At 57.0% G+C, this 24,897-nt stretch carries 18 protein-coding genes, 2 tRNA genes and 3 rRNA genes; 7 read left to right on the top strand and 16 right to left on the bottom strand.

All coding sequences use genetic code 11. The features are described from left to right. Positions 1-190 precede the first annotated feature (190 nt). The 3 genes from ACYZT4_RS25480 to ACYZT4_RS25470 all read left to right on the top strand — a co-directional run bounded on the left by ACYZT4_RS25480 (position 191) and on the right by ACYZT4_RS25470 (position 3,584). Positions 191-1,609 (top strand): short-chain fatty acid transporter, encoded by a 1,419-nt coding sequence (locus ACYZT4_RS25480; protein WP_461983694.1) that lies wholly within the window; start codon positions 191-193, stop codon positions 1,607-1,609. A gap of 108 nt (positions 1,610-1,717) precedes the next feature. Next, the gene (locus tag ACYZT4_RS25475; protein WP_461983693.1) at positions 1,718-2,890 is read left to right on the top strand and encodes a hypothetical protein; all 1,173 of its coding nucleotides are present in this window, start codon (positions 1,718-1,720) and stop codon (positions 2,888-2,890) included. 181 nt (positions 2,891-3,071) lie between these two features. Next, on the top strand, positions 3,072-3,584 hold the full coding sequence (locus ACYZT4_RS25470) for a lysine methyltransferase (RefSeq protein ID WP_461983691.1): 513 nt from the start codon (positions 3,072-3,074) through the stop codon (positions 3,582-3,584). Positions 3,585-3,600: 16 nt separating this feature from the next. Here ACYZT4_RS25470 and can read toward each other — a convergent pair whose 3' ends face one another. After that, on the bottom strand, positions 3,601-4,245 hold the full coding sequence (gene can, locus ACYZT4_RS25465) for a carbonate dehydratase (RefSeq protein ID WP_461983690.1): 645 nt from the start codon (positions 4,243-4,245) through the stop codon (positions 3,601-3,603). Between the two features lie 170 nt (positions 4,246-4,415). Here can and ACYZT4_RS25460 point away from each other — a divergent pair, with 170 nt between their 5' ends. After that, the gene (locus ACYZT4_RS25460) at positions 4,416-4,814 is read left to right on the top strand and encodes a serine kinase/phosphatase (protein ID WP_461983688.1); all 399 of its coding nucleotides are present in this window, start codon (positions 4,416-4,418) and stop codon (positions 4,812-4,814) included. Positions 4,815-4,914: 100 nt separating this feature from the next. Here the strand turns inward: ACYZT4_RS25460 and rimI are convergent, their stop codons facing one another. Both rimI and ACYZT4_RS25450 read right to left on the bottom strand, forming a co-directional pair. After that, on the bottom strand, positions 4,915-5,367 hold the full coding sequence (rimI, locus tag ACYZT4_RS25455; protein ID WP_461983687.1) for a ribosomal protein S18-alanine N-acetyltransferase: 453 nt from the start codon (positions 5,365-5,367) through the stop codon (positions 4,915-4,917). Continuing rightward, positions 5,360-6,100, bottom strand: coding sequence for an energy transducer TonB (locus tag ACYZT4_RS25450; RefSeq protein WP_461988801.1), 741 nt, complete (start codon positions 6,098-6,100; stop codon positions 5,360-5,362). The genes rimI and ACYZT4_RS25450 overlap by 8 nt, the downstream gene beginning before the upstream one ends. Before the next feature lie 219 nt (positions 6,101-6,319). Here ACYZT4_RS25450 and mksB point away from each other — a divergent pair, with 219 nt between their 5' ends. Genes mksB through mksF form a run of 3 tightly spaced genes read left to right on the top strand, consistent with a single transcriptional unit; the run spans position 6,320 to position 11,140 of the window. After that, positions 6,320-7,612, top strand: coding sequence for an Mks condensin complex protein MksB (gene mksB / locus ACYZT4_RS25445; RefSeq protein ID WP_461983685.1), 1,293 nt, complete (start codon positions 6,320-6,322; stop codon positions 7,610-7,612). After that, the gene (gene mksE, locus ACYZT4_RS25440; protein ID WP_461983683.1) at positions 7,602-8,303 is read left to right on the top strand and encodes an Mks condensin complex protein MksE; all 702 of its coding nucleotides are present in this window, start codon (positions 7,602-7,604) and stop codon (positions 8,301-8,303) included. The genes mksB and mksE overlap by 11 nt, the downstream gene beginning before the upstream one ends. Next, positions 8,300-11,140: an Mks condensin complex protein MksF gene (gene mksF / locus ACYZT4_RS25435; RefSeq protein ID WP_461983682.1), complete on the top strand. Its 2,841-nt coding sequence runs from the start codon at positions 8,300-8,302 to the stop codon at positions 11,138-11,140. Before mksE ends, mksF begins: the two co-directional genes overlap by 4 nt. Positions 11,141-11,237: 97 nt before the next feature. On the opposite strand, the gene ACYZT4_RS25430 is transcribed toward mksF, so the two are convergent. The 13 genes from ACYZT4_RS25430 to ilvN all read right to left on the bottom strand — a co-directional run bounded on the left by ACYZT4_RS25430 (position 11,238) and on the right by ilvN (position 24,896). Further along, positions 11,238-13,541, bottom strand: coding sequence for a PqiB family protein (locus tag ACYZT4_RS25430; protein WP_461983681.1), 2,304 nt, complete (start codon positions 13,539-13,541; stop codon positions 11,238-11,240). Then, positions 13,534-14,157: a paraquat-inducible protein A gene (locus ACYZT4_RS25425; RefSeq protein ID WP_461983680.1), complete on the bottom strand. Its 624-nt coding sequence runs from the start codon at positions 14,155-14,157 to the stop codon at positions 13,534-13,536. Before ACYZT4_RS25425 ends, ACYZT4_RS25430 begins: the two co-directional genes overlap by 8 nt. Then, on the bottom strand, positions 14,144-14,803 hold the full coding sequence (locus tag ACYZT4_RS25420; RefSeq protein ID WP_461983678.1) for a paraquat-inducible protein A: 660 nt from the start codon (positions 14,801-14,803) through the stop codon (positions 14,144-14,146). Before ACYZT4_RS25420 ends, ACYZT4_RS25425 begins: the two co-directional genes overlap by 14 nt. Positions 14,804-14,949: 146 nt before the next feature. Next, positions 14,950-15,065, bottom strand: a 5S ribosomal RNA gene (rrf, locus tag ACYZT4_RS25415). Positions 15,066-15,222: 157 nt separating this feature from the next. Next, positions 15,223-18,114: ribosomal RNA gene (locus ACYZT4_RS25410) — 23S ribosomal RNA — on the bottom strand. Positions 18,115-18,362: 248 nt separating this feature from the next. Continuing rightward, positions 18,363-18,438, bottom strand: a tRNA-Ala gene (locus ACYZT4_RS25405). Between the two features lie 28 nt (positions 18,439-18,466). Continuing rightward, a tRNA-Ile gene (locus ACYZT4_RS25400) sits at positions 18,467-18,543 on the bottom strand. 81 nt (positions 18,544-18,624) lie between these two features. Then, positions 18,625-20,161, bottom strand: a 16S ribosomal RNA gene (locus ACYZT4_RS25395). The 16S, 23S and 5S rRNA genes sit together here with 2 tRNA genes alongside, the layout of an rRNA operon. A 487-nt stretch (positions 20,162-20,648) precedes the next feature. Beyond that, positions 20,649-21,269 (bottom strand): protein-methionine-sulfoxide reductase heme-binding subunit MsrQ, encoded by a 621-nt coding sequence (msrQ, locus tag ACYZT4_RS25390; RefSeq protein WP_461983677.1) that lies wholly within the window; start codon positions 21,267-21,269, stop codon positions 20,649-20,651. Beyond that, a complete protein-coding gene (msrP, locus tag ACYZT4_RS25385; protein ID WP_461983675.1) occupies positions 21,269-22,282 on the bottom strand; it encodes a protein-methionine-sulfoxide reductase catalytic subunit MsrP in 1,014 nt (337 codons plus the stop codon). The genes msrQ and msrP overlap by 1 nt, the downstream gene beginning before the upstream one ends. A gap of 58 nt (positions 22,283-22,340) precedes the next feature. Next, complete coding sequence (pssA, locus tag ACYZT4_RS25380; RefSeq protein ID WP_461983673.1) at positions 22,341-23,195, bottom strand: CDP-diacylglycerol--serine O-phosphatidyltransferase; 855 nt, start codon at positions 23,193-23,195, stop codon at positions 22,341-22,343. Positions 23,196-23,339: 144 nt separating this feature from the next. Beyond that, the gene (gene ilvC, locus ACYZT4_RS25375) at positions 23,340-24,356 is read right to left on the bottom strand and encodes a ketol-acid reductoisomerase (protein WP_007948647.1); all 1,017 of its coding nucleotides are present in this window, start codon (positions 24,354-24,356) and stop codon (positions 23,340-23,342) included. Between the two features lie 48 nt (positions 24,357-24,404). Next, positions 24,405-24,896 (bottom strand): acetolactate synthase small subunit, encoded by a 492-nt coding sequence (gene ilvN, locus ACYZT4_RS25370; protein ID WP_003176102.1) that lies wholly within the window; start codon positions 24,894-24,896, stop codon positions 24,405-24,407. Position 24,897: the final 1 nt, after the last annotated feature.

The following is a 24,897-nucleotide window of genomic DNA, read 5'->3' as shown; positions in this document are numbered from 1 at the left end:
CTGGCATGGGCAAAAAACCAAGGCGCACATGGTCTACGCAAATGCGCCAGCGGACAACCCGTTAGACCATAGTCCCGTATGGGCAAAACTTCGTCACAAAACGTGACCGATTGATTTACTGTTGGCACCTGTCCAGACGGGCATTGCAGCCCTGAAGACCACAATAAACATAAAAATTCGAGGTACTCCCGTGGCCGCTGATATCGACGATAGCCGCTCCGCCCGCTTTGCCCTGCGCTGTTCAAGTTTTGCCGAACGCTGGTTCCCCGACTCCTGGGTATTTGCCGCACTGGCCGTGATTATCGTCGCCGTGGCTACACTGTTCATGGGCGCCAAACCTACCGATGCCGCCATGGCATTTGGCGACGGCTTCTGGAGCCTGATCCCGTTCACCATGCAAATGGCCTTCGTAGTGATCGGTGGTTATGTGGTCGCCAGCTCACCGCCCGCCGTGAAGCTGATCGACCGCTTGGCGCGAATCCCGAAGAACGGTCGTTCCGCCGTGGCATGGGTGGCATTGATTTCCATGGTCGCGTCGTTGTTGAACTGGGGCCTGTCGCTGGTGTTCGGTGGCCTGCTGGTCCGCGCCCTCGCCCGCCGCACCGACCTGAAAATGGATTACCGCGCCGCCGGTGCTGCCGCGTACCTGGGCCTTGGCGCCGTGTGGGCCTTGGGTCTGTCGTCGTCCGCCGCACAATTGCAGGCCAACCCGGCCAGCCTGCCGCCGTCGATTCTGTCGATCACCGGCGTGATTCCTTTCACCCAAACCATCTTTCTCTGGCAGTCCGGCGTAATGTTGCTGGCGCTGATTGTTGTTTCGCTGATCATTGCCTACGCCACCGCCCCCGGCCCGAACTCGGCCCGTGACGCCGAAGCCTGTGGCATCGATCCAAGCTTCAACCTGCCGCCGCTGCAACCGCGCACGCGCCCGGGCGAATGGCTGGAGCACAGCCCGCTGCTGATTATTTTGCTGGTGTTGCTGGCGGCCGGGTGGCTGTTCCACGAATTCTCGACCAAACCGGCAATCAGTGCGATTTCCGGGCTGAACACCTACAACTTCCTGTTCATCATGGTCGGCGCCCTGCTGCACTGGCGGCCGCGCAGTTTCCTCGATGCAGTATCCCGCGCGGTGCCGACCACCACCGGCGTGCTGATCCAGTTCCCGCTGTACGGCTCGATCGCCGCGTTGATGACCACGGTCAAAGGCTCTGACGCACAGACCCTGGCGCACCACATCTCGACCTTCTTCGTCCAGATCGCGTCCCATGACACCTACGCGCTGCTGATGGGCGTGTACTCGGCAATCCTCGGTTTCTTCATTCCGTCGGGCGGCGGCAAGTGGATCATCGAAGCGCCGTACGTCATGCAAGTGGCCACCGACCTGAACTACCACCTGGGCTGGGCCGTGCAGATCTACAACGCGGCCGAAGCCCTGCCGAACCTGATCAACCCGTTCTACATGCTGCCGCTGCTCGGCGTGCTGGGGTTAAAGGCGCGGGACCTCATCGGTTTCTCGTTCGTGCAACTGCTGGTGCACACGCCGCTGGTGCTGTTTCTGCTGTGGGCGTTGGGGACGACGCTGACGTATACGGCGCCGGTGATGCCGTAATGAAAAAAGGGGCCGATATTTCTATCGGCCCCACTTCTCGTTCAGCCCCGTCTGTTTCAGTATGTCGTTACCCCTCGTCGGGGCCCACACGCTGAAAAGGATCTGAGCATGTTCAAACTCGCAGCCCTCACCGTTGCCGCCCTGACTCTGAGTACCGCCGTCCATGCGGATGCCGACCTGAAGCTGGGTAGCACCGAGCGTGTCACCCGCCTGTTCGCCTACCCCAACAACTGCAACGTGATCTGTTTTCGCAACTCGACGCTCGAGCAGACCGTCGAGCATTACCTGACGCAAAGCGTGCAACGCGATGGTTACGCCGACGCGAAGGTGCACGTCAAAACCGATAACGGTCAGCTCTATGCGGCAATCACCGGCGTGCCCAAGGGCTATGAAAAACCGCTGGCAGCGCTGCTCGATGCCGGTGATCTCGCTTATACCGGCGCCAGCAAGCTGAATGCCGACGGCAAGTGGGCATATAACTGGTATTTGTTCCTGCCACTGGGCATGGCCCTGGATAACCGTCGAAGCGTCGAGCTGCTGCACTTCCCGCCGGATTACTCGCTGACCCAGGCACAGGATTACCTGAAGTCGGCCACCAGTGATCGTTGGGCCACGTTGCTGACACTCAACGGGATCGCTGCCGACAAGACGCCGGCTTTCCAGACCATTATCGACATCGCGCCGATTGCCGCGCCCTCAAATGCCGGCAAGGACCTGGTAGGCGTCTACGACTACTTCAAGGATTACCAAACCAGCATGGTCAAGCACATCAGCCAGAACGCCAACGGTGACCCACTGCCGATGGTGGCTTTCGGCGCGCCCGTGCGTAACTGGATCAAGCAGCAATACGGGCCGACCGTGAACGTGTTGGGCCTGGTCAGCATCAGTCCGAGCGACGGAGTGAAAGTGCCGGTGCTGGGTTCCAACCACCCGAGCTACATCTGGTACGCCGCCGACCCGGCCAGCTATACCGGTAAAGATGCCCAGGCACAGGCCGATGCGGCAGGCCTGAAAGTCATGGGCCAGGATTTGAGTGCCGCGTGCTGGCAAGCCGCCATGGGCCGCGACCTCGACAGCAATCCGGACATTGAACTGAGAAGTTGTACCCAAACCTGGCAGGTGGCCCAGGCCGAACAAACCTGCGAGCTGTTCTATACCTCGATCCGCAACCTGACGGCCGGACAAGCCACGGCCAAGTGCGCGACCACACCGATCAAGGCTCAGCTCAAACTGCTCAAAGCACCGGCACCGGCGCCCGCGGTGCCTGCTCCGCCTCTGTAGACGACTGAACGGTGTTCCCTCGTGAGCCATGGCTTACGCGGGAATGTGCATTTTTGCACTGTCAATTGTGACAGTAGACCCGCGGAGTTTTTTGCGAGAGTCTTGAGCCGTACTCACGTGTTGCAGGGCTGACAGGATGTCAGTTGACGGAGGTCGCAGCACCTTGCCAACAAGGAATGTTATGACAGCCCACGTCGACCAACGAATCACCTCACGGTCATCCAATGGCATCTACCCCTTCGTAGAGCTGCCTTTGCGACTGGGATACCCGTCCAAAGATGAATTTGAAATCATCTACGACGCTCGGCGATCGGCCATCGCTGTTGCCGCCCTGCGCGAATTCCCTCGTCTGACCCGGGCCTGCCGGTTCTCCGGACATTTGTTGCCCTATCGCAGCCGACATACCCGGCAAATGGCGCCGGGCATTCATGTCTACGACCCGCGATTCCTGGGCCTGCTCAACCACAGCTGTGACCCCAGCGTTTTCCCCGATATGAGCGAGATGCAGTTGTGGGCACTGAAGGACATCAAGAATGGCGATCGACTGACCATGGATTTCGCCGCGACCGAAGACAAGTTGCAGCGGCAGTTTGCCTGCCGCTGTGGTTGTCCTTGTTGCCGTGGCTGGATCATGGGCTACGACGAATCGCCGAATGCCAATGGCCTGCTGTTTTTCCAGCATTGGCGCCGATGACGCCCGCGCCGAGTTTTTACAGCGGCTCGAACGGACGCAAACGGTACTGCGGCGGCAACTGTTCGAAACCGCTGATGGTGGCGTTCAGGCTCTTCCACCGACCGTCCTTGATGCCATAGATGCAGCCGTGAATCGACAGTTTCTGCCCGCGGTGCCACGCGTTTTGCACAATGCTGGTGTGCCCGACGTTGGCCACTTGCTGGATCACGTTGAGTTCGCAGAGGCGATCAACCTGTTCCTCTTCGGTCGGCAATTTGGAGAGCTCTTCGCGCTTTTCGTAGTAAAGGTCGCGAATCGTACGCAGCCAGCCGTCGATCAAGCCAAACTGGCGATCCTGCATCGCGGCTCGCACGCCACCGCAGCCATAGTGGCCCGTGACGAGGATGTGTTTGACCTTGAGCACGTCAACGGCGTACTGGATAACCGACAGGCAATTGAGGTCGGTGTGCAACACCACGTTGGCCACGTTACGGTGGACGAACAGGTCGCCGGGCAGCATGCCGACAATCTCGTTCGCCGGCACGCGGGCGTCGGAGCAGCCGATCCAGAGGAATTCCGGCGTTTGTTGGCGGGCCAGTTTGGCGAAGAAGTCAGGATCTTCTTTGGTGATCGCGTCAGCCCAGCGCTCGTTGTTATCAATCAGATCTTGTAATTCGTTCATGCAATGAAGCCTCGAGAATGATGCGCAGCTTTGACAGACAACCGTCCGTCGGGGTCACGCGCGCGATGCATTTTGCCGATGATGTCGTTTTACCGGTGTTCCATTCCGGTGGAATTTCCGGGCAACCCTGTGGGTCCACCCTAGTAAGGCCCACAGTATGAGGAATTGCCATGAATGATTCACGACGTCCGTTCGATGCAATGCAACCCGAGCCCATCGATGACAATGAAGACCGCATGGGTTCGATGCATGAACTGGATTTTGACGAGGATGAAGGCGGTGCCAGAATCGGCGATGAACCGCCTTCAGGCGAACGAGAACAGCCCGACGAGCGGGTGCGGGAAGCGGGTTTGACAGGGGCTTCGACGGCTGACCATGAGCCAACCGATGATGATATGAGCCCGGAAACGCTGATCCGTGAAGACGGTGCACGGGATGCCAGGGAAGCAGGCGAGGATGGCCAGGCCGATTGGGATTTGAGCGTTGTCGATGAAGCCGAGATTGGCGGGGGAAATGGGTTGGATGAGGAGGAGTTGGCGAAGCGGGATCCGCTGGATGGGAATCGTTGATCGTTGGCGTCAGTAAGGGCGCCTTCGCGAGCAGGCTCACTCCCACACGGGAATGCATTCCCCTGTAGAAGTGAGCCTGCTCGCGATGCTTTAAAGGATTTCAGTCAACCAGGGTGCAGGCCATGACCACGGCATCTTCACGCCCACCCACCGCCGGATAATAATCCCGGCGCCGGCCAATCTCGTTAAACCCGTACCGCTCATACAACCGGAATGCCGACCGATTGCTGTCGCGCACTTCCAGAAAGCACTCCCTTGCCTCGGCCTTGTAGGCAATCGACATCAAGTGTTCCAGCAACGTCAAACCCAGGCCACGGCCCTGATTTTCCGGTTTGACGGTGATGTTCAGCAGGTGCGCTTCATCCAGAATGATCTGCACCACGCCGTGACCGACCTGCTGCTGACCTTCAAACATAAGCCAGATTTGATACTTGCCCAGCCCATCGAGAAAAATTCCGCGGGTCCAGGGATGGCTGTACGCGGCAAATTCGATTTTCAGCACGGCGTCCATGTCCGCCTCGGTCATCGGGCGAAACGTTACAGCGTCACTCATTCGATTCTTTCCAGCGCGCCATCAGCCGACGCATGGCTTGCCAGACATCAGCCTTACGCTGTGGCTCTTCCATTAATAATTCCAGACCCGGCAGGGCCCAGACCGAGCCCAGGCCTTCGACCTGGAGTTCACGGTTGAAGGATTCGGCATTCGCCTCACCGGCAAAACGCACCGCCGGCAGACCGATCAGCCACACACAGACGCACGGTGCATCTTCCAGTCGGGCCGATAGAAAGCCCTGCACGAAGTCGCGAGCCGCTTCCGGCCCCTGATCCATCGTGCCTCGGGTCAGCAGCGGCCAGCGCACCGGCTCGCCGACAATTTGCGGACTGTCCGGCAGACCGGCGGCGCGCAACATGTCTTTGAGTAGCAAATAGGCGGGATCACGGGTCTGGAACGCTTCGCCTGTGGGTAACTCCACCAGCAGCAGGCAGCGACCGGCGCGCAGCAATTGTAGGGAGAACCGCGGAGGCGGCACGATCGGCGCCTTGACCGCGACGGGTGCCTCCTCTTCTTCCACCTTGGCGTTCGTGCGCGTACTGGCCAACGATGGCCGTGGCCCTTCGATTTTCACCCGTTCCGTCGGTTTGACCACCGGTTCCACGGCCACGTCAGCCACAGGCGCACGCGCAACCGGGGCGATGACCAACGGTGCGGGTATCTCCAGCAGCTCGGGCCGCGAGGGTGCGGCGAAGGGCAATTCGGTGCGCGGCAGCCAGTTGACCACCTGCATGGCAGTCAAATAAGCGCGACGACGGGACTCGATAAGCAAAGGTCGGCCACTTGTGGATAACTAAAGTGCGCTGATTCTACCGCCCTTCGCTCAAGATCGCCCGCGCTTGATCGATACTCTTTCCCTTAGAAACAGCTACAGCCCGTCCCGAGAGTGAATCGTATCGGCCCCGATGCAGTACAATCGCGGCTTTTAATCGCCAACCAGCCGGCCATCCCGATGATCGAACCCAAGCGCGTCTTGCGCGCCCTCGCTGAACACTGGGCACTTCTGGAGCCACTGTGCGAGCACTTCGACCAAGGCACACTGAGCCTCAACGAACTGCGCACGCAATTGGCCGCCCAGCAACTCGACAGCACGCCGCAGGACATCACCAGCCTGCTGGACGTGTGGATCCGTCTCGACATTCTGGTGCCCGTGGCAAAAAGCCCGAACCGTTTCGAGCTTAACGCACAGATTCATGACTTCCTCGCTTACCTGCGTCGTGAGCACCGTCTGGGCCTGTGCCTGGAAATCGAAGCCTATTTGCGCCATCTCGAACGCCTGGCCGGTTATATCCAGGACGCCTTCGACGTTCGTGACGGCCACGACCTGGCGCGCCAATTGCGTTTGCTCGACATGCGCGTACGCGACGTTCTGAAGAAACTCGCCAACGACGAACAGGCCCTGATGGCCGTTGCCGAGCGCGCCAAAACCAGCGACCGGCAAATCCCGCTGCGTCAGCGTTATGCCGAAGTGCTGGCGACCTGGGACGAATACGTCGAGCCGATGATCCAGCTGGTGAACGCCGACGGCGCCTTCGAACAAGGCGTGCGCAAGGTAGAAAACGTCCTTCTGAAAATGCTCACCGAGCAGCAACGCCTCGGCCATCTGGTCGACGACGACATGCTGCTGCGCACCCACGCGCGCATCCTTGAAATGCAGACCAGCGCCCAACTGACGCTGCGTCATGCCCGCGAATTGCTGCTGCCGCTGCGTGAAGAAGCACGCCGCCACAATGCCGTGACCCGTGGCGCCGCACTGGCACTGTCGGTCATCCGGCGCAAAGGCATCGACGCGGTGCCACAAGCGGCGATGCCAATGTTCACGCGACCGCAAAGCACCTTCCTCGGCAGTGCCAGTCAGGTCGAAGCCTACGTTTACGCACTGGCCCGTTTCGAGCCGAAACCGGCGCGTTTTCCCAAGGCCCACAAGACTCAAAAAGGCGAGGCCCCGCGCGCGCCCCGCACCGTTCGCGAAATGCTCGAACGCTGCGAAGACGCGCTGCCGATGCCAGACCTGATGACCTGGCTCCTGGAACAGGAACCGGACGGCGCCACCGACGAATTGCTCTATTGGTTCTCGCGCCTGTCGCGGGAGAAACGCTTCAAACGCGAGCGTCTGGAACGCCGCGATTACCACACTCATGAGCACCAGGTCAGCCTGCGCTCCTTCGCCCTGCTCTCGGCCCGCGACACCACCGCCGAGGATTCTGCGAGCACCCTCCATGCAAGTACCTCACATGCATCTTGATCTATCCGAACTGTCCCAGCTCGCGCCGATCTTCCGCGAGCTGTTCAAGGGTTACCACGTCAGCCGCCGCGATCCGGAGCTGTACGCACAACTGTCGAACTTCCAGGATCAGTACCGCACGCTGTTCAAGGCGTTGGGTTTTGAGCTGGTCTGCGACACCCGCGGCTTTTATTACTTCGTGCCAGACCTCGCCGCCGCCGCGGTGAACAAGACCGCGCAACGTCTGGCGCTGTTCACTTTCATCCTCGTCGAGCATCTGGCGGATCAGGGCCGTGACCCGATTGCCGTGCTCGACGGCGGCAGCCTCGGCCGCGACGAATTGCCGTCGCTGCTGGAAAAGTACCGCGACCTGTTTATCCAGGCCGAAGTGCAGACCGTTGAAGAGCTCGAAGAAAAAATCATGCGGCGCATGACTCAGCTCGGTTTCGCGGGTGAAGAAAACGGTATCTACCGCTTCCTGCCGCCGATGCACCGCTTCCTCGATGTCTGCCTGTCGGTTCAACAGGACCGCGATCTGGCCGCCAGTTTGCACAGCGTGCTGCCGCTGCCGGTTCCGGTGCTGATCGATGACGACAGCGACGAAAAACTCCTGGAAACCGATGACCCGCTGGATCTCAGCGACTTCGCCGAAGAAAGCGAAGAAGACGCCATGGCCCGCGCCATTGCCGAAGAGCAGGAGACCGACGCATGAGCCAGGAACGCTACGGCATTCGCCGCTTCGCTCTTTTGAACACCGCCGGTTACAGCCTCGGCCTATTCCCGCTGGAAGAACCGCTGTCGGTCTACGGCGCGAACAACCTCGGCAAGTCCGCTTCGATCAACGCCTTGCAGTTCCCGATTCTGGCGCGCATGTCGGACATGAGTTTCGGCAAGTACAGCCTCGAACAATCCCGGCGTTTCTACTTCGCCTCGGACACCAGTTACATTCTCGTGGAAGTCTCTTTGCCCCACGGCCCTCACGTAATTGGCGTGGTCGGTCGCGGCCCGGGCGGTGGTTTCGGTCACCAGTTCTTTGCCTACGCCGGCAAGCTCGATCTGGCGCACTACCAGAAAAACGACACCTGCCTGCGCCAGAAAGAGCTGTTCACCAACCTCGAGCGCGAAGGCCTGAAAGCCTACGAACTGAAGCCGGATGAACTGCGGCGCTTGCTGGTCGGCGGTCACACCTCGATCCCGCTGGACCTGACGCTGATCCCGCTGCGCTCCACCAGTGAACAGAGCCTGAAGACCTTTCGCGCGCTGTTCATCAATTTGCTGCACATGCGCGAAATCACTGCGGCCAAGCTCAAGCAATTGTTCCTCGATGCCTTCGAACACAGCCTGCGTTCCGGCAGTGTCGATTACATTGCTGCGTGCGAAGAAGCGTTCCGCGATGTACGACGCATGGAGCAGGACTACAACTCGCTGGTCACCGCCGGCCCGTTGGTTGAAGCCCTCGCTTCAGGGGTGACCCAGCGCAACATCCTGCGCGGCAAACTGCACCGGATCTCGCCGCTGCTCGACTCGCTGCTGGGCACGTGGTCGGACTACGCCAGTGCGCGCAAGGAAGAGCTGACGATTCAGGCCGAACATTACCGCAATGAGCAGGACTCGCTGCAAAACGATCAGCGCGGCGGCACTCAGGAACTGATGCGCCTGGAACGGGAAATCACCGGTATCCAGCGCTGGCTCGGCGAGCTGTCGGTGCTCAAGCATCGCTTCGCGTTGGTCACTGACGTCAAAATCCTTGAGCAGCAATTGCTCGCAGCCAAGGACGCCCACGATGAACTGGCCGGTGCGCTGGCGCAGTCGCGGCAGTTCTCTGCCGAAGATCTGGAAGAGCGCCTGCGGGATCTGGAAAAACGCGTGAAGTCCGTGAAGCAGCAACTCGATCACGCCGACAACAACAGCTACGCCCGCCTGCGCGAAGAATTTTCGCAACAGGATGTCGAGCGCCTGATGCGTCTGTTCAACAGCGCGCTGTTCAGCCTGCCGTTGGGTGAGCATGGCATCACGCTGGACGAGGACGGTCAGTGGGTCAAATCCATGGAGCTGATCCTCGACGGCTTCAAAGGCGAGCGTTTCGAAGTGCCGGGGCTGTCCATCGACATCTCGCACATCGAGCCGCCGGCGCTGCAAGCCCTGGCTGACCGCGCCGCGTTGCGCGATCAGAAAGAGCGCCTGGAAAAAGAACTCAAGCAGCTGAAAACCCAAGCCGCCGTGGCCGCCGACCGCGCGGCGAGCAAGACCCAGACCGAAGCGCTGTACCAGCAAGTGCTGGACGCGCAAAAAGCCCTGGAAGATTTCCGTCGCGCGCAAACCCTCAGCGCCGAGGAAGACGACAAGCTCGAACAACTGGCGCAGATGGAAGCCGCCCAGGAAGAACTCAAGCGCTCCAGCGACGCCTTCACCGAACGCGTCCAGCAATTATCGGCCAAGCTGCAATTGGTCGGTCGGCAGATTGGCGACATGGAAGCCAAGCAACGCACCCTCGATGACGCCCTGCGCCGCCGTCAGTTGTTGCCCGCCGACATGCCATTCGGCACGCCGTTCATGGACCCGATCGACGATTCTATGGACAACCTGCTGCCACTGCTCAATGACTATCAGGACAGCTGGCAGGGCTTGCAGCGCAGCGACGGTCAGATCGACGCGCTGTATGCTCAGGTTCGTCTCAAGGGCGTAGCCAAGTTCGACAGCGAAGACGATATGGAGCGTCGCCTGCAATTGCTGATCAACGCCTATGCGCACCGCACCGACGAAGCCCTGACCCTCGGCAAGGCCCGCCGCGCCGCCGTCACCGACATCGCCCGGACCCTGCGCAACATTCGTAGCGACTACGACAGCCTCGAACACCAACTGGCGCTGTTCAACCGCGAGATCAACAAGCGTCAGGTCTCGAACCTGCAGAGCTTCCGCATCGTACTCGCGCCAAACAAGGAAGCGCTCAAGCACATCGACCAGATCATCCACAGCGCCGGCCAGTACGAAGAAGGCGAGACCCTCTCTGTGTTCGACCTGAGCCAAAGCGCCGATCAGGACAACAAGAACGAAGAAGCCAAGGAATACCTGGCGCGGCTGGTGGCAGCGAACCACAACCAGCTCGGGCTCAAGGACTTGTTCGAATTGGCGTTCGAGATCACCAAGGTCAACGGTCAGCCGGTGATCCACACAGACATCGACGGCGCCGCCTCCAACGGCACGACGATGACTATCAAAGCGCTGACTAACATGTACTTGTTGTTGCATTTGATGGACCGCGACCAGGCTGGCCGCGTGCGCTTGCCGTACTACCTCGACGAGGCCGCAGACATCGACGAGAAGAACCAGGCCGCATTGCTGGAAACCAGTCTGCAGTTGGGCTTCGTGCCGATCCTGGCGAGTGTGAAGCCGCAGGTCTGCGCCAGTGTCGCGATTGACCTGGAAGGTGGCAGCGGGCCCAACGGGATCTATATTGATGAGGCGGACTGGAAGTACATTCGTCGTCACGATGAAGTGAAGGCGGTGGTTAACGTTGAGGCGGATGAACCGGAGATGGATGCGGTTTGATTTGGGTTAATTACAGGTCATAAAAAGGCCGCGATCCATTGGGATCGCGGCCTTTTTTATGGTGAAGTTTTTTAGAATTTCAGTAAATTTCAGTAATCTATTTACCGAGGGATATCTTCGGCGACCACGTCAGCCATTCATCTTCAAACTTGTCGAACAACGGGAAGGTCTGCTCCGGTCGCGCCGGACTACCCATGCGATCCCCGTCCGGCGTGGCGAACGCGATGCCGCCCTGTATCAGCGTCTCCAGCGATTCGGTACGAACTGTCGCCCCCTTGAACAATCCGTAGTCGAAACCGAAACCGCTGGTGTTCCAGAACCGTGTACCGCTGCGCACCAACGGCGCGTATTTCGGCTCGATCAGAATGTGAACCAACACCCGATCAGCGGTCTGGCCCAGTTCGTAGCTCGTCACCTTGCCCACGGTCACTTCACGATAGGTCACCGGCACGCCGGTTTTCAGCGAACCGCGGCGAGCGGCACTCAGGACCAGGCTTAAACCAGCTTCCTGGGAAACGGCTTCCGGTGGCGTGGCCAGGGCCACGAAGTTCTTCTGCGGCCCGAGGTTTTTCGCTGCCGGCTGCACTTCGATGTATTGGCCGGTCACCAAGGTTTCGAGGTTTGACGTCTTGATCAGACCCAACTCAGGTTTAACCACCCAGAACTGGCTACCCACCCGGGCGATTCGCTCCGGCACTTCGGTAATCCGCGCGGTGAGCAACACCGATTGCAAATCATCGCTGAGGTCGATGTCTTCAATCTTGCCGACATCCAGCCCCTTGAAACGCACCGGCGTGCCGTTGCGCAAGCCATCAGCGCGATCGACCTTGATCGTGACCATGGTACCTTTCTGGTTGGCCTCGTCATGGTTGGCGAACAAGCGGAAACGCGGAATCTTCTTTTGCAACGGCGCTTTCGCTTGCGGGGTCTCGAAGGCAATGCCGCCGGCCATCAAGCTTTGCAGTGATTCACTCTTGACCTGGATTCCGCCTGTCAGCCCGCCCGTGAGCGTGATTCCGCTGGCGTTCCAGAAACGGGTCGAGGCATTAACCAGCCCTTCGTATTCCTTCTCGATGTGCACACCGATCACCAATTGCTTCTTGGTGCGCGAGAACTGATAGCTCTGGACTGAACCGACCTTGACCTGCTTGTAGAGTATCGGGCTGCCGACTTCCAGCGACCCCAGATTCTCGGTGAACAACACCAGGTGCAGGCCCGGTGATCGCAAGTCCAGCGGTGGCGCCTTGGCCCGCGCCACAAATTCGCGCTGCGGCGCGGCACCCTTGTCGCCAGGGCGCACAGCGATGTAGTTACCTTTGACCAGGGCTTCCAAACCGGTGATGCCCGCAAGGGAGATCGAGGGTTTGACCACCCAGAACTGCGTGCCGTCGACCAGATAATCTTCGGCCAGAGGATCAAGGGTCAGCTCAGCAGTTGCACCCGCCAGATCAGGATCGATCTTCAGCGCCTTTAGATTGCCGACCTGAATGCCTTTGTACATCACCGGTGTGCGACCAGCCTGCAGCCCTTCAAAATCGCTGAGTTTGACCTTGACCCGGATACCGGCCGCGGCCGCATCGAAGTCTTCGTAGAGACGGAACGGCAGGCTCGGATCGGTGGGCGGGCTGTCCTTGCGGTTTTCCGGGGTGGCGAACGAGATACCGCCGGCGACGATGCTGGCCAAGGATTCACTGCGCACCTTAACCCCGGACAGGTTGGCGTCGATACTGATGCCGCTGGCATTCCAGAAACGGGTGTGTTTGCGCACAAGCTTGGCGTAGGTCGGCTCGATGAACACTTTGAGCTCAACCGTGCTTTGGTCTTCGGACAACAGGTAGCTTTTTATCTGGCCGACTTTGATCTGTTTGTAGAAGACCGGGCTGCCACGGTTGAGTGAGCCCAGGCGATCGGCCTTGATAGTCAGGTGCAACCCGGGCTTGGCGTCCGACAACGGCGGCTCTTCGGCCAAGGCCTTGAACTTGAGCGTGGGCTCGCCTTCACCGGGACTGATCGCGATGTAGTTACCGGAGACCAGGGTTTCCAGGCCAGTGATACCCGCCAGGGTCACGCTTGGCTTGACCAGCCAGAAGCGCGTGCTGGTGCGCAGGTATTCCTCCACGTCCTTGTTCATTTCGACGGTGGCGATCACCCCTTTGGTGGCGCCTTCGTCGTCGAGCTTGAGGGTTTTGACCTTACCGACCGACATGCCCTTGTAAACGACTTCGGTCTTGTTGGCCTGGATACCTTCGCCGCTCTCGAAACGCACTTGAACCTCGATACCGGTTGCCGTGTAAGCACGCCAGCCGAGCCAGCCGCCGATGATCAGGGCGATCAGGGGCAACACCCAAATGGCAGACCAGTTCGAGGCCGGTCGGGTTTTAGCGGTGGGCAAATCAGTCATGGTCGTCGTCCGACTCCGTGTTATCCCAAATCAGTCGGGGATCGAAAGTTACAGCGGCAAGCATCGTCAGAATCACCACACTGGCGAAAGCGATGGCGCCAAGATTGGCTTCGACGCTGGCAAGCCGTCCAAAATTAACCACCGCCACCAGAATGGCGATCACAAAAATGTCGAGCATCGACCAGCGCCCGATGAACTCGATAAAGCGATACATCCAGATTCGCTGGCGTGCAGACAGTGGCTGGCGGCGCTGCACCGAAAACAGCAGCAAGGCGATGCCCACCAGTTTGAACGTCGGTACGAGGATGCTGGCGATAAAAACCACAGCTGCGATGGGAATCATGCCGTGCTGAACCAGCTGGATGACACCAGACATGATGGTGCTGGGATCGCCCTGCCCGAGAGAACTGACGGTCATGATCGGCAGTACGTTGGCCGGAATGTAGAGAATGGCGGCCGTTACCAGCAACGCCCAGGTACGAACCAGGCTATTCGGACGCCGGGCGTGAACGAGCGCACCACAACGGGTACAGACCTGCTCGTCGGCGTCAGCGTCCTGCTTGTTCAATTCATGGCATTCAGTGCAAATCAGAATGCCTGCATCAATCGCCCGCATGGGCATCTTCTCCTGATAAAGCCTGCCAGATCTGATGAGGCGACATCACAACCTCCAACAAGACCTGAACCAACAACAACCCGATAAAGCACGCCAGACCCAGACCGATCGTGATGGCTGCCATATCTGCCAGTTTTACGATCGCCACCAGGACACCCATGAGGTAAACCTCGAGCATCCCCCAATCACGTAAATGGTGATAAATGCGGTAGAGCAGCAAGCCGTAACTGCGGCCGAGATCAAAACGAATACTCAGTAGCACGGCCAGTTGGCAAAGCAGTTTGAGCAACGGGATTCCCATGCTGCACAAAAACACGACAACCGAGACACCCTGCATGCCGCTATCGAACAGGCCGACAACGCCGGTCCAGACAGTGTCCTGCGACGATTGCCCAAGTAGATTGAGCTGCATGATGGGTAAAAAGTTCGCCGGGACATATAACAGCAATGCGGCGATGACCAAGGCAAGACTGCGTTGCACAACATTGTGCCGATGAGCATAAAGCTCATATCCGCAACGCGGGCACAGGGCTTTCTCGCCATGGGCAAGCTCGGGCTTACGCATCAGCAAGTCGCACTCATGGCACGCCACCAAGTCGTCCAGCGGTAGTTCTGACAGCCCGGAGGCGTCAACCGGATCTGGCATAAAGACTCTGCCTCCGAAAAAGTTGGACCTATTCTAGTGTCATGGGTCGAAAATAACTGTGCAAATTTGTGCTGGGTCGCATCGAGCTTTTATTACGGGCAAAACAAAACCCCAACTGCTTTCGCAATTGGGGTTTCGGAATTTAATCTTGACGATGACCTACTCTCACATGGGGAAACCCCACACTACCATCGGCGATGCATCGTTTCACTGCTGAGTTCGGGATGGGATCAGGTGGTTCCAATGCTCTATGGTCGTCAAGAAATTCGGGTACTGAGTCGTGACCAGTTGGCCTCGCTTCAGCAAATTGGGTATGTGATAGCTTTCGGTGTTTTTGCGAGATCGAACTTTCGGTTCGTTTCGTCTTCACACACCGCAATCTGGTGCTCGTTAGAGCAAGCAAATTGCTTGGGTGTTATATGGTCAAGCCTCACGGGCAATTAGTATTGGTTAGCTCAACGCCTCACAGCGCTTACACACCCAACCTATCAACGTCGTAGTCTTCGACGGCCCTTCAGGGGACTCAAGGTCCCAGTGAGATCTCATCTTGAGGCTAGTTTCCCGCTTAGATGCTTTCAGCGGTTATCTATTCCGAACATAGCTACCCGGCAATGCCACTGGCGTGACAACCGGAACACCAGAGGTTCGTCCACTCCGGTCCTCTCGTACTAGGAGCAGCCCCTCTCAAATCTCAAACGTCCACGGCAGATAGGGACCGAACTGTCTCACGACGTTCTAAACCCAGCTCGCGTACCACTTTAAATGGCGAACAGCCATACCCTTGGGACCGGCTTCAGCCCCAGGATGTGATGAGCCGACATCGAGGTGCCAAACACCGCCGTCGATATGAACTCTTGGGCGGTATCAGCCTGTTATCCCCGGAGTACCTTTTATCCGTTGAGCGATGGCCCTTCCATACAGAACCACCGGATCACTAAGACCTACTTTCGTACCTGCTCGACGTGTCTGTCTCGCAGTCAAGCGCGCTTTTGCCTTTATACTCTACGACCGATTTCCGACCGGTCTGAGCGCACCTTCGTACTCCTCCGTTACTCTTTAGGAGGAGACCGCCCCAGTCAAACTACCCACCATACACTGTCCTCGATCCGGATAACGGACCTGAGTTAGAACCTCAAAGTTGCCAGGGTGGTATTTCAAGGTTGGCTCCACGCGAACTGGCGTCCACGCTTCAAAGCCTCCCACCTATCCTACACAAGCAAATTCAAAGTCCAGTGCAAAGCTATAGTAAAGGTTCACGGGGTCTTTCCGTCTAGCCGCGGATACACTGCATCTTCACAGCGATTTCAATTTCACTGAGTCTCGGGTGGAGACAGCGCCGCCATCGTTACGCCATTCGTGCAGGTCGGAACTTACCCGACAAGGAATTTCGCTACCTTAGGACCGTTATAGTTACGGCCGCCGTTTACCGGGGCTTCGATCAAGAGCTTCGCGTTAGCTAACCCCATCAATTAACCTTCCGGCACCGGGCAGGCGTCACACCCTATACGTCCACTTTCGTGTTTGCAGAGTGCTGTGTTTTTAATAAACAGTCGCAGCGGCCTGGTATCTTCGACCGGCATGAGCTTACGGAGCAAGTCCTTCACCCTCACCGGCGCACCTTCTCCCGAAGTTACGGTGCCATTTTGCCTAGTTCCTTCACCCGAGTTCTCTCAAGCGCCTTGGTATTCTCTACCCAACCACCTGTGTCGGTTTGGGGTACGGTTCCTGGTTACCTGAAGCTTAGAAGCTTTTCTTGGAAGCATGGCATCAACCACTTCGTCACCCAAAGGGTAACTCGTCATCAGCTCTCGGCCTTAGACTCCCGGATTTACCTAAGAGTCCAGCCTACCACCTTAAACTTGGACAACCAACGCCAAGCTGGCCTAGCCTTCTCCGTCCCTCCATCGCAATAACCAGAAGTACAGGAATATTAACCTGTTTTCCATCGACTACGCTTTTCAGCCTCGCCTTAGGGACCGACTAACCCTGCGTCGATTAACGTTGCGCAGGAAACCTTGGTCTTTCGGCGTGGGTGTTTTTCACACCCATTGTCGTTACTCATGTCAGCATTCGCACTTCTGATACCTCCAGCAAGCTTCTCAACTCACCTTCACAGGCTTACAGAACGCTCCTCTACCGCATCACCTAAGTGATACCCGTAGCTTCGGTGTATGGTTTGAGCCCCGTTACATCTTCCGCGCAGGCCGACTCGACTAGTGAGCTATTACGCTTTCTTTAAAGGGTGGCTGCTTCTAAGCCAACCTCCTAGCTGTCTAAGCCTTCCCACATCGTTTCCCACTTAACCATAACTTTGGGACCTTAGCTGACGGTCTGGGTTGTTTCCCTTTTCACGACGGACGTTAGCACCCGCCGTGTGTCTCCCATGCTCGGCACTTGTAGGTATTCGGAGTTTGCATCGGTTTGGTAAGTCGGGATGACCCCCTAGCCGAAACAGTGCTCTACCCCCTACAGTGATACATGAGGCGCTACCTAAATAGCTTTCGAGGAGAACCAGCTATCTCCGAGCTTGATTAGCCTTTCACTCCGATCCACAGGTCATCCGCTAACTTTTCAACGGTAGTCGGTTCGGTCCTCCAGTTAGTGTTACCCAACCTTCAACCTGCCCATGGATAGATCGCCCGGTTTCGGGTCTATTCCCAGCGACTAGACGCCCTATTAAGACTCGCTTTCGCTACGCCTCCCCTATTCGGTTAAGCTCGCCACTGAAAATAAGTCGCTGACCCATTATACAAAAGGTACGCAGTCACCCAACAAAGTGGGCTCCCACTGCTTGTACGCATACGGTTTCAGGATCTATTTCACTCCCCTCTCCGGGGTTCTTTTCGCCTTTCCCTCACGGTACTAGTTCACTATCGGTCAGTCAGTAGTATTTAGCCTTGGAGGATGGTCCCCCCATATTCAGACAAAGTTTCTCGTGCTCCGTCCTACTCGATTTCATGACCAAGAGATTTTCGCGTACAGGGCTATCACCCACTATGGCCGCACTTTCCAGAGCGTTCCGCTAATCTCAAAGCCACTTAAGGGCTAGTCCCCGTTCGCTCGCCACTACTAAGGGAATCTCGGTTGATTTCTTTTCCTCAGGGTACTTAGATGTTTCAGTTCCCCTGGTTCGCTTCTTAAGCCTATGTATTCAGCTTAAGATACCTAACTTATGTTAGGTGGGTTCCCCCATTCAGACATCTCCGGATCAAAGTCTGTTTGCCGACTCCCCGAAGCTTTTCGCAGGCTACCACGTCTTTCATCGCCTCTGACTGCCAAGGCATCCACCGTATGCGCTTCTTCACTTGACCATATAACCCCAAGCAATCTGGTTATACTGTGAAGACGACATTCGCCGAAAATTCGATAATACTCAATTAAGAGCAACTCACAAATTTTACCTTAGCCTGATCCGTTACCAGTGAAAGTAACGTCCAGTCTATCTTTCTATCACATACCCAAATTTTTAAAGAACGAACTAGTCAAAGACTAGAAATCAACATTCACCATCCTTCGATGGAATGCTCATTTCTAAACTCTACACAATCAGAAGCAGTAGTGGTGGAGCCAAACGGGATCGAACCGTTGACCTCCTGCGTGCAAGGCAGGCGCTCTCCCAGCTGAGCTATGGCCCCGTATTGCTACAGGTTCCCACACAAAAATTGGTGGGTCTGGGCAGATTCGAACTGCCGACCTCACCCTTATCAGGGGTGCGCTCTAACCAACTGAGCTACAGACCCAATTTCGGGCTGCTTCTTTTCGTCTCTTCAATGAATCAAGCAATTCGTGTGGGAGCTCATGGAGCAGCTGATGTCGTCGATTAAGGAGGTGATCCAGCCGCAGGTTCCCCTACGGCTACCTTGTTACGACTTCACCCCAGTCATGAATCACACCGTGGTAACCGTCCTCCCGAAGGTTAGACTAGCTACTTCTGGTGCAACCCACTCCCATGGTGTGACGGGCGGTGTGTACAAGGCCCGGGAACGTATTCACCGCGACATTCTGATTCGCGATTACTAGCGATTCCGACTTCACGCAGTCGAGTTGCAGACTGCGATCCGGACTACGATCGGTTTTCTGGGATTAGCTCCACCTCGCGGCTTGGCAACCCTCTGTACCGACCATTGTAGCACGTGTGTAGCCCAGGCCGTAAGGGCCATGATGACTTGACGTCATCCCCACCTTCCTCCGGTTTGTCACCGGCAGTCTCCTTAGAGTGCCCACCTTAACGTGCTGGTAACTAAGGACAAGGGTTGCGCTCGTTACGGGACTTAACCCAACATCTCACGACACGAGCTGACGACAGCCATGCAGCACCTGTCTCAATGTTCCCGAAGGCACCAATCCATCTCTGGAAAGTTCATTGGATGTCAAGGCCTGGTAAGGTTCTTCGCGTTGCTTCGAATTAAACCACATGCTCCACCGCTTGTGCGGGCCCCCGTCAATTCATTTGAGTTTTAACCTTGCGGCCGTACTCCCCAGGCGGTCAACTTAATGCGTTAGCTGCGCCACTAAGAGCTCAAGGCTCCCAACGGCTAGTTGACATCGTTTACGGCGTGGACTACCAGGGTATCTAATCCTGTTTGCTCCCCACGCTTTCGCACCTCAGTGTCAGTATCAGTCCAGGTGGTCGCCTTCGCCACTGGTGTTCCTTCCTATATCTACGCATTTCACCGCTACACAGGAAATTCCACCACCCTCTACCATACTCTAGCTCGTCAGTTTTGAATGCAGTTCCCAGGTTGAGCCCGGGGATTTCACATCCAACTTAACGAACCACCTACGCGCGCTTTACGCCCAGTAATTCCGATTAACGCTTGCACCCTCTGTATTACCGCGGCTGCTGGCACAGAGTTAGCCGGTGCTTATTCTGTCGGTAACGTCAAAACAGCAAAGTATTAATTTACTGCCCTTCCTCCCAACTTAAAGTGCTTTACAATCCGAAGACCTTCTTCACACACGCGGCATGGCTGGATCAGGCTTTCGCCCATTGTCCAATATTCCCCACTGCTGCCTCCCGTAGGAGTCTGGACCGTGTCTCAGTTCCAGTGTGACTGATCATCCTCTCAGACCAGTTACGGATCGTCGCCTTGGTGAGCCATTACCTCACCAACTAGCTAATCCGACCTAGGCTCATCTGATAGCGCAAGGCCCGAAGGTCCCCTGCTTTCTCCCGTAGGACGTATGCGGTATTAGCGTCCGTTTCCGAGCGTTATCCCCCACTACCAGGCAGATTCCTAGGCATTACTCACCCGTCCGCCGCTCTCAAGAGAAGCAAGCTTCTCTCTACCGCTCGACTTGCATGTGTTAGGCCTGCCGCCAGCGTTCAATCTGAGCCATGATCAAACTCTTCAGTTCAAACATCTTTGGGTTTTTAAGAAACCCTAAACTTGGCTCAGCAATCGTTGGTTACATCTTTGATTTCTCGCGGAGTAACTTGTGATGCTGATAATCTTGTTGACTATCAGTCTGACTCCACAAGCACCCACACGAATTGCTTGATTCAGTTGTTAAAGAGCGGGTGGTTAAGATCTTTCGTCTCAACCGAGGCGCGCATTCTACAGCGTCCTCTGTTTCTGTCAAGCGGTTATTTTCAGAAGTTTTCAAAGTTTCCTTTGCAACTTCAACCACTTGCGCTTCCGATCTCTCGTCAGCGGGAGGCGAATTCTACAGCGTTACTCGCTGCTGTCAACACCTCTTTTTCAACTCCCTTTTGGCTTCGATAACCTGAAGCAACTCGCTGTCGAAAACTGCGTAACTCTTTGTTTACCAAGGAATTTTCCGTTTCGACTGCGCCGGAAGTGGGGCGAATTATAGACTTCCAGAATCTGCCGTCAACCCCTGATTACGCTTTTCTCGCAGAGGATGCCTTTTTAGCTATTAAACGTGGAATTCGGCGCGCGACAGGAGGCAGGCGCAGCACTAATAGCAACACACCTATAAAGGCATAGACCGCCCACTCCTTGAGATCAGCACGCACGATCCACAGCATATGCAGCAATCCAAGTCCGAGAATTGCATAGGACAATCGATGCAACTTCTTCCATCGAGACCCCAAACGTCGCTGACTGTAGCGATTGGAGGTCAGCGCCAGCGCCAACAAACACAGGAAACCCAGCGCGCCGACAATAATGTAGGGCCGCTTGCGTAATTCGACTCCCAGCTGGGACCAATCGAAGCCAAGGATGAACGCGGAGTAACTGCTCAGATGCAGCACCACATAGGCGAAACACCACAACCCCAGCTGCCGGCGTACTGCAATCCACCCCGCCCAGCCGGTAATTTTCTGCAATGGCGTCATGCTCAGCGTAATCAGCAGCAGAATAAGCGTCCCCAGCCCCAACCGATCAACCAGCACTTTACCCGGATCGGGCCCCAGCACATCCGCCCAAGCCTGGTAGAGCCAAAGTAACGGCCATGCCGCCGCCGCAATAAAGACACCTACTCGCCAGAACGGATATCGCATCAGTAATTCTTCCGCAGATCGAGTCCTGCATATAACGAAGCGACTTCATCCGAGTAGCCATTAAACATCTGCGTGTCGCGAACATTGGGCTTGAACAGACCACTCGGCAAACGCCGCTCCCGAGCCTGCGTCCAGCGCGGATGATCGACAGTCGGATTGACGTTGGCATAAAAGCCGTACTCGTCCGCTGCAATGCTTTGCCATGTAGTTTTCGGCTGCTCGCTCACCAGACTGATGCGCACGATGGATTTGACACTCTTGAAGCCGTACTTCCATGGCACTACCAATCGCAAAGGCGCACCGTTCTGGTTGGGCAACTCGCGCCCATACATGCCCACCGCAAGAATGGCCAACGGGTTCATTGCTTCATCCAGACGCAGCCCTTCCACATACGGCCAGTCGATCAAGGCAAAACCCGAGCGCTGTCCCGGCATGACCTTGGGATCTTGCAAGGTTTCGAAGCGAATGAATTTGGCCTTGGACGTCGGCTCGACTTCCTTGAGCAACGCAGAGATGGGAAAACCGATCCACGGAATGACCATCGACCAGGCTTCCACGCAACGAAGACGGTAGATACGCTCCTCCAACTGGAACGGCTTCATGAAATCTTCCAGCGCATATCGCCCCGGCTTACCCACCTCCCCGTCCACCACCACGCTCCAGGGTTCAGTCTTCAGCGTACCCGCGTTGGCCGCCGGATCACCTTTATCGGTGCCGAACTCATAAAAGTTGTTGTAGTGGGTCGCATCCTTGAACGGCGTGACGGCCTCATCCTTGACGTTGACCGCCCCCCATTTGGTAGAAGGAAGCTTGTCGGCAAACCAGGAAGGGGCATTACCAGCTTCGACATCCGCATATCGCGCGGCATCTTCAGCACTCGCCCAACGCGGCACACTGCTCACGGCCAAACCGGTAACGGCAGCACCCAGCAGTTTTCGGCGAGATAGATAGAGGGATTCAGGCGTGACATCCGACTCGTGGCAATCAGACGCTTGAGGGATTTTGATCAGCATGGCTACTCCGCAGCATTGGAGGACAGATGCACCAATAGACTGCGGAGTATGAGGCAAATTACGTGTTGTTGTGCTGGCGAAGACGTAACAGGTATTGAACCGGACCCGATGCCGCATAGCCGAGGAAAACCAGCAGCAAGATGCGCGGTGGATCGCTGAAGACAACGGCGAACACCAATACGACAGCCAGGATCGCCACGAAAGGAACGCGCCCTTTCAGATCCAGCTCCTTGAAGCTGTTGTACTTGATGTTGCTGACCATCAGCATGCCCGCAGCCGCGACCATCAGCGCTACCAGGAAAGACATCTTGGAACCCTGGATGCCGTAATCGCTGAATGCCCAGACAATCCCGGCCACAACACCCGCGGCAGCCGGACTGGCCAAACCGATAAAGTAGCGTTTATCAGCGGTGCCGACCTGGGTGTTGAAGCGCGCCAGACGAAGCGCGGCACCCGCGACATAAATGAAGGCGACCATCCAGCCGACCTTGCCCATGTCGCCCAAGGCCCAACCGAATGCCAGCAATGCCGGCGCGACACCAAAGGCGACCATATCCGACAGCGAGTCATACTCGGCACCGAAGGCACTCTGGGTGTTGGTCATCCGGGCCACACGACCATCGAGGCCGTCGAGCACCATGGCGATAAAAATCGCAATCGCTGCAAACGCAAAGTACTTGCTCGCATTGACCGAATCACCGGCGCTCAAAGCGGCCTGGGCACTCATCGAGTTGATGATGGAATAAAACCCTGCGAACAGGTTCGCAGTGGTGAATAGATTCGGCAGAAGATAGATACCACGATGCCGGACTTTACGGCCTTCAGCGTCATGCCCTTCTTCGATGTGTTCATCGATGGGCAGCAGGCTTTCGGCGTCAGAGGCCTGGTTTGGCTCTTCGGGACGTTCGCTCATGGACATTACCTTGCAACGGGGTGGAAAGTTTCGACAGATGTCTGGGACGACGGTTCGGCCACAAACGCTGCAGCTTTATACCAGAACCGGCCATCCAAACGAAAAAACGCGGCCTAGGCCGCGTTTTCCGTACAAGTGCGCGACTTAGTTTTTTGCTTTGTCGACGATCTTGTTGGCACCGATCCACGGCATCATGGAGCGCAGTTGCTCGCCGATGATTTCGATACCGTGAGCGGCGTTGTTACGACGCTTGGCGGTCATCGAAGGATAGCCGGTTGCGCCTTCGCTGATGAACATCTTGGCGTACTCGCCGTCCTGAATACGTTTCAGGGCGTTGCGCATGGCCTGACGGGACTCGGCGTTGATGACTTCCGGACCGGTCACGTACTCGCCGTATTCGGCGTTGTTGGAGATCGAGTAGTTCATGTTGGCGATACCGCCTTCATACATGAGGTCAACGATCAGCTTCAGTTCGTGCAGGCACTCGAAGTAGGCCATTTCTGGCGCGTAGCCAGCTTCAACCAAGGTTTCGAAACCAGCTTTAACCAGTTCAACGGTACCGCCGCACAGTACGGCTTGTTCGCCGAACAGGTCGGTTTCGGTCTCGTCCTTGAAGGTGGTTTCGATGATGCCGGTACGACCACCGCCAACGCCAGCGGCGTAGGACAGCGCAACGTTTTTGGCGTTGCCCGAAGCATCCTGATAGATAGCGATCAGGTCTGGGATACCGCCGCCCTTGACGAACTCGGAACGTACGGTGTGGCCCGGGGCTTTCGGCGCGATCATGATCACGTCGAGGTCAGCGCGCGGAACGACCTGGTTGTAGTGGATTGCGAAGCCGTGGGAGAAGGCCAGGGTGGCGCCTTTCTTGATGTTCGGCTCGATTTCGTTTTTGTACAGGGCAGACTGGAACTCGTCCGGGGTCAGGATCATGACCAGGTCGGCAGCCGCAACGGCGGAAGCAACGTCAGTCACTTTCAAGCCATGAGCTTCGGCTTTGGCAACAGTCGCAGAGCCTTTGCGCAGACCAACGGTAACGTCAACGCCGGAGTCTTTCAGGTTGCACGCTTGAGCGTGGCCCTGGGAACCGTAACCGATGATGGCAACTTTCTTGCCCTGGATGATCGACAGGTCGCAGTCTTTTTCGTAATAAACTTTCATGAAATTCCCCTATATATCCAGGCCGTTCAGGCCGTTCGCTAATTTGGTTTAGATGCTGAGTACTTTGTCGCCGCGGGCGATGCCGGTTACGCCGCTACGGACGGTTTCCAGGATCGAGGCGGTGCCGATGGACTGAATGAAGCTGTCGAGCTTGTCGCTGGTACCGGTCAACTGAACGGTATACACGCTAGCGCTGACATCGACGATCTGCCCACGGTAAATATCGGTAGTGCGCTTGATCTCGGCGCGCTGGGCGCCGGTGGCCTTGACCTTGACCAGCATCAGTTCACGTTCGATATGAGCGCTTTCCGACAGGTCGACCAGTTTGACCACTTCGATCAGCTTGTTCAGGTTCTTGGTGATTTGCTCGATCACTTCATCATGACCAACCGTGGTCAGCGTCAGACGCGACAGGGTCGGGTCTTCGGTTGGCGCCACGGTCAGGCTTTCGATGTTGTAGTTGCGCTGCGAGAACAGGCCGACTACACGAGACAGAGCGCCGGGTTCGTTTTCCAGAAGCAAGGAAATAATGTGTCGCATG

Source organism: Pseudomonas sp. GB2N2 (assembly GCF_054897705.1).
Note: the sequence above shows the minus strand (reverse complement) of the source record. Positions and strands in the feature narration are given on the sequence as shown.

What these genes read in the sequence shown, in the direction of transcription:
- ACYZT4_RS25475 (WP_461983693.1), top strand. Translation starts at nt 1,718, where the DNA reads ATGTTCAAACTCGCAGCCCTCACCGTTGCCGCCCTGACTCTGAGTACC.
- ACYZT4_RS25470 (WP_461983691.1), top strand. Translation starts at nt 3,072, where the DNA reads ATGACAGCCCACGTCGACCAACGAATCACCTCACGGTCATCCAATGGC.
- can (WP_461983690.1), bottom strand. Translation starts at nt 4,245, where the DNA reads ATGAACGAATTACAAGATCTGATTGATAACAACGAGCGCTGGGCTGAC.
- ACYZT4_RS25460 (WP_461983688.1), top strand. Translation starts at nt 4,416, where the DNA reads ATGAATGATTCACGACGTCCGTTCGATGCAATGCAACCCGAGCCCATC.
- rimI (WP_461983687.1), bottom strand. Translation starts at nt 5,367, where the DNA reads ATGAGTGACGCTGTAACGTTTCGCCCGATGACCGAGGCGGACATGGAC.
- ACYZT4_RS25450 (WP_461988801.1), bottom strand. Translation starts at nt 6,100, where the DNA reads ATGCAGGTGGTCAACTGGCTGCCGCGCACCGAATTGCCCTTCGCCGCA.
- mksB (WP_461983685.1), top strand. Translation starts at nt 6,320, where the DNA reads ATGATCGAACCCAAGCGCGTCTTGCGCGCCCTCGCTGAACACTGGGCA.
- mksE (WP_461983683.1), top strand. Translation starts at nt 7,602, where the DNA reads ATGCATCTTGATCTATCCGAACTGTCCCAGCTCGCGCCGATCTTCCGC.
- mksF (WP_461983682.1), top strand. Translation starts at nt 8,300, where the DNA reads ATGAGCCAGGAACGCTACGGCATTCGCCGCTTCGCTCTTTTGAACACC.
- ACYZT4_RS25430 (WP_461983681.1), bottom strand. Translation starts at nt 13,541, where the DNA reads ATGACTGATTTGCCCACCGCTAAAACCCGACCGGCCTCGAACTGGTCT.
- ACYZT4_RS25425 (WP_461983680.1), bottom strand. Translation starts at nt 14,157, where the DNA reads ATGCGGGCGATTGATGCAGGCATTCTGATTTGCACTGAATGCCATGAA.
- ACYZT4_RS25420 (WP_461983678.1), bottom strand. Translation starts at nt 14,803, where the DNA reads ATGCCAGATCCGGTTGACGCCTCCGGGCTGTCAGAACTACCGCTGGAC.
- msrQ (WP_461983677.1), bottom strand. Translation starts at nt 21,269, where the DNA reads ATGCGATATCCGTTCTGGCGAGTAGGTGTCTTTATTGCGGCGGCGGCA.
- msrP (WP_461983675.1), bottom strand. Translation starts at nt 22,282, where the DNA reads ATGCTGATCAAAATCCCTCAAGCGTCTGATTGCCACGAGTCGGATGTC.
- pssA (WP_461983673.1), bottom strand. Translation starts at nt 23,195, where the DNA reads ATGAGCGAACGTCCCGAAGAGCCAAACCAGGCCTCTGACGCCGAAAGC.
- ilvC (WP_007948647.1), bottom strand. Translation starts at nt 24,356, where the DNA reads ATGAAAGTTTATTACGAAAAAGACTGCGACCTGTCGATCATCCAGGGC.
- ilvN (WP_003176102.1), bottom strand. Translation starts at nt 24,896, where the DNA reads ATGCGACACATTATTTCCTTGCTTCTGGAAAACGAACCCGGCGCTCTG.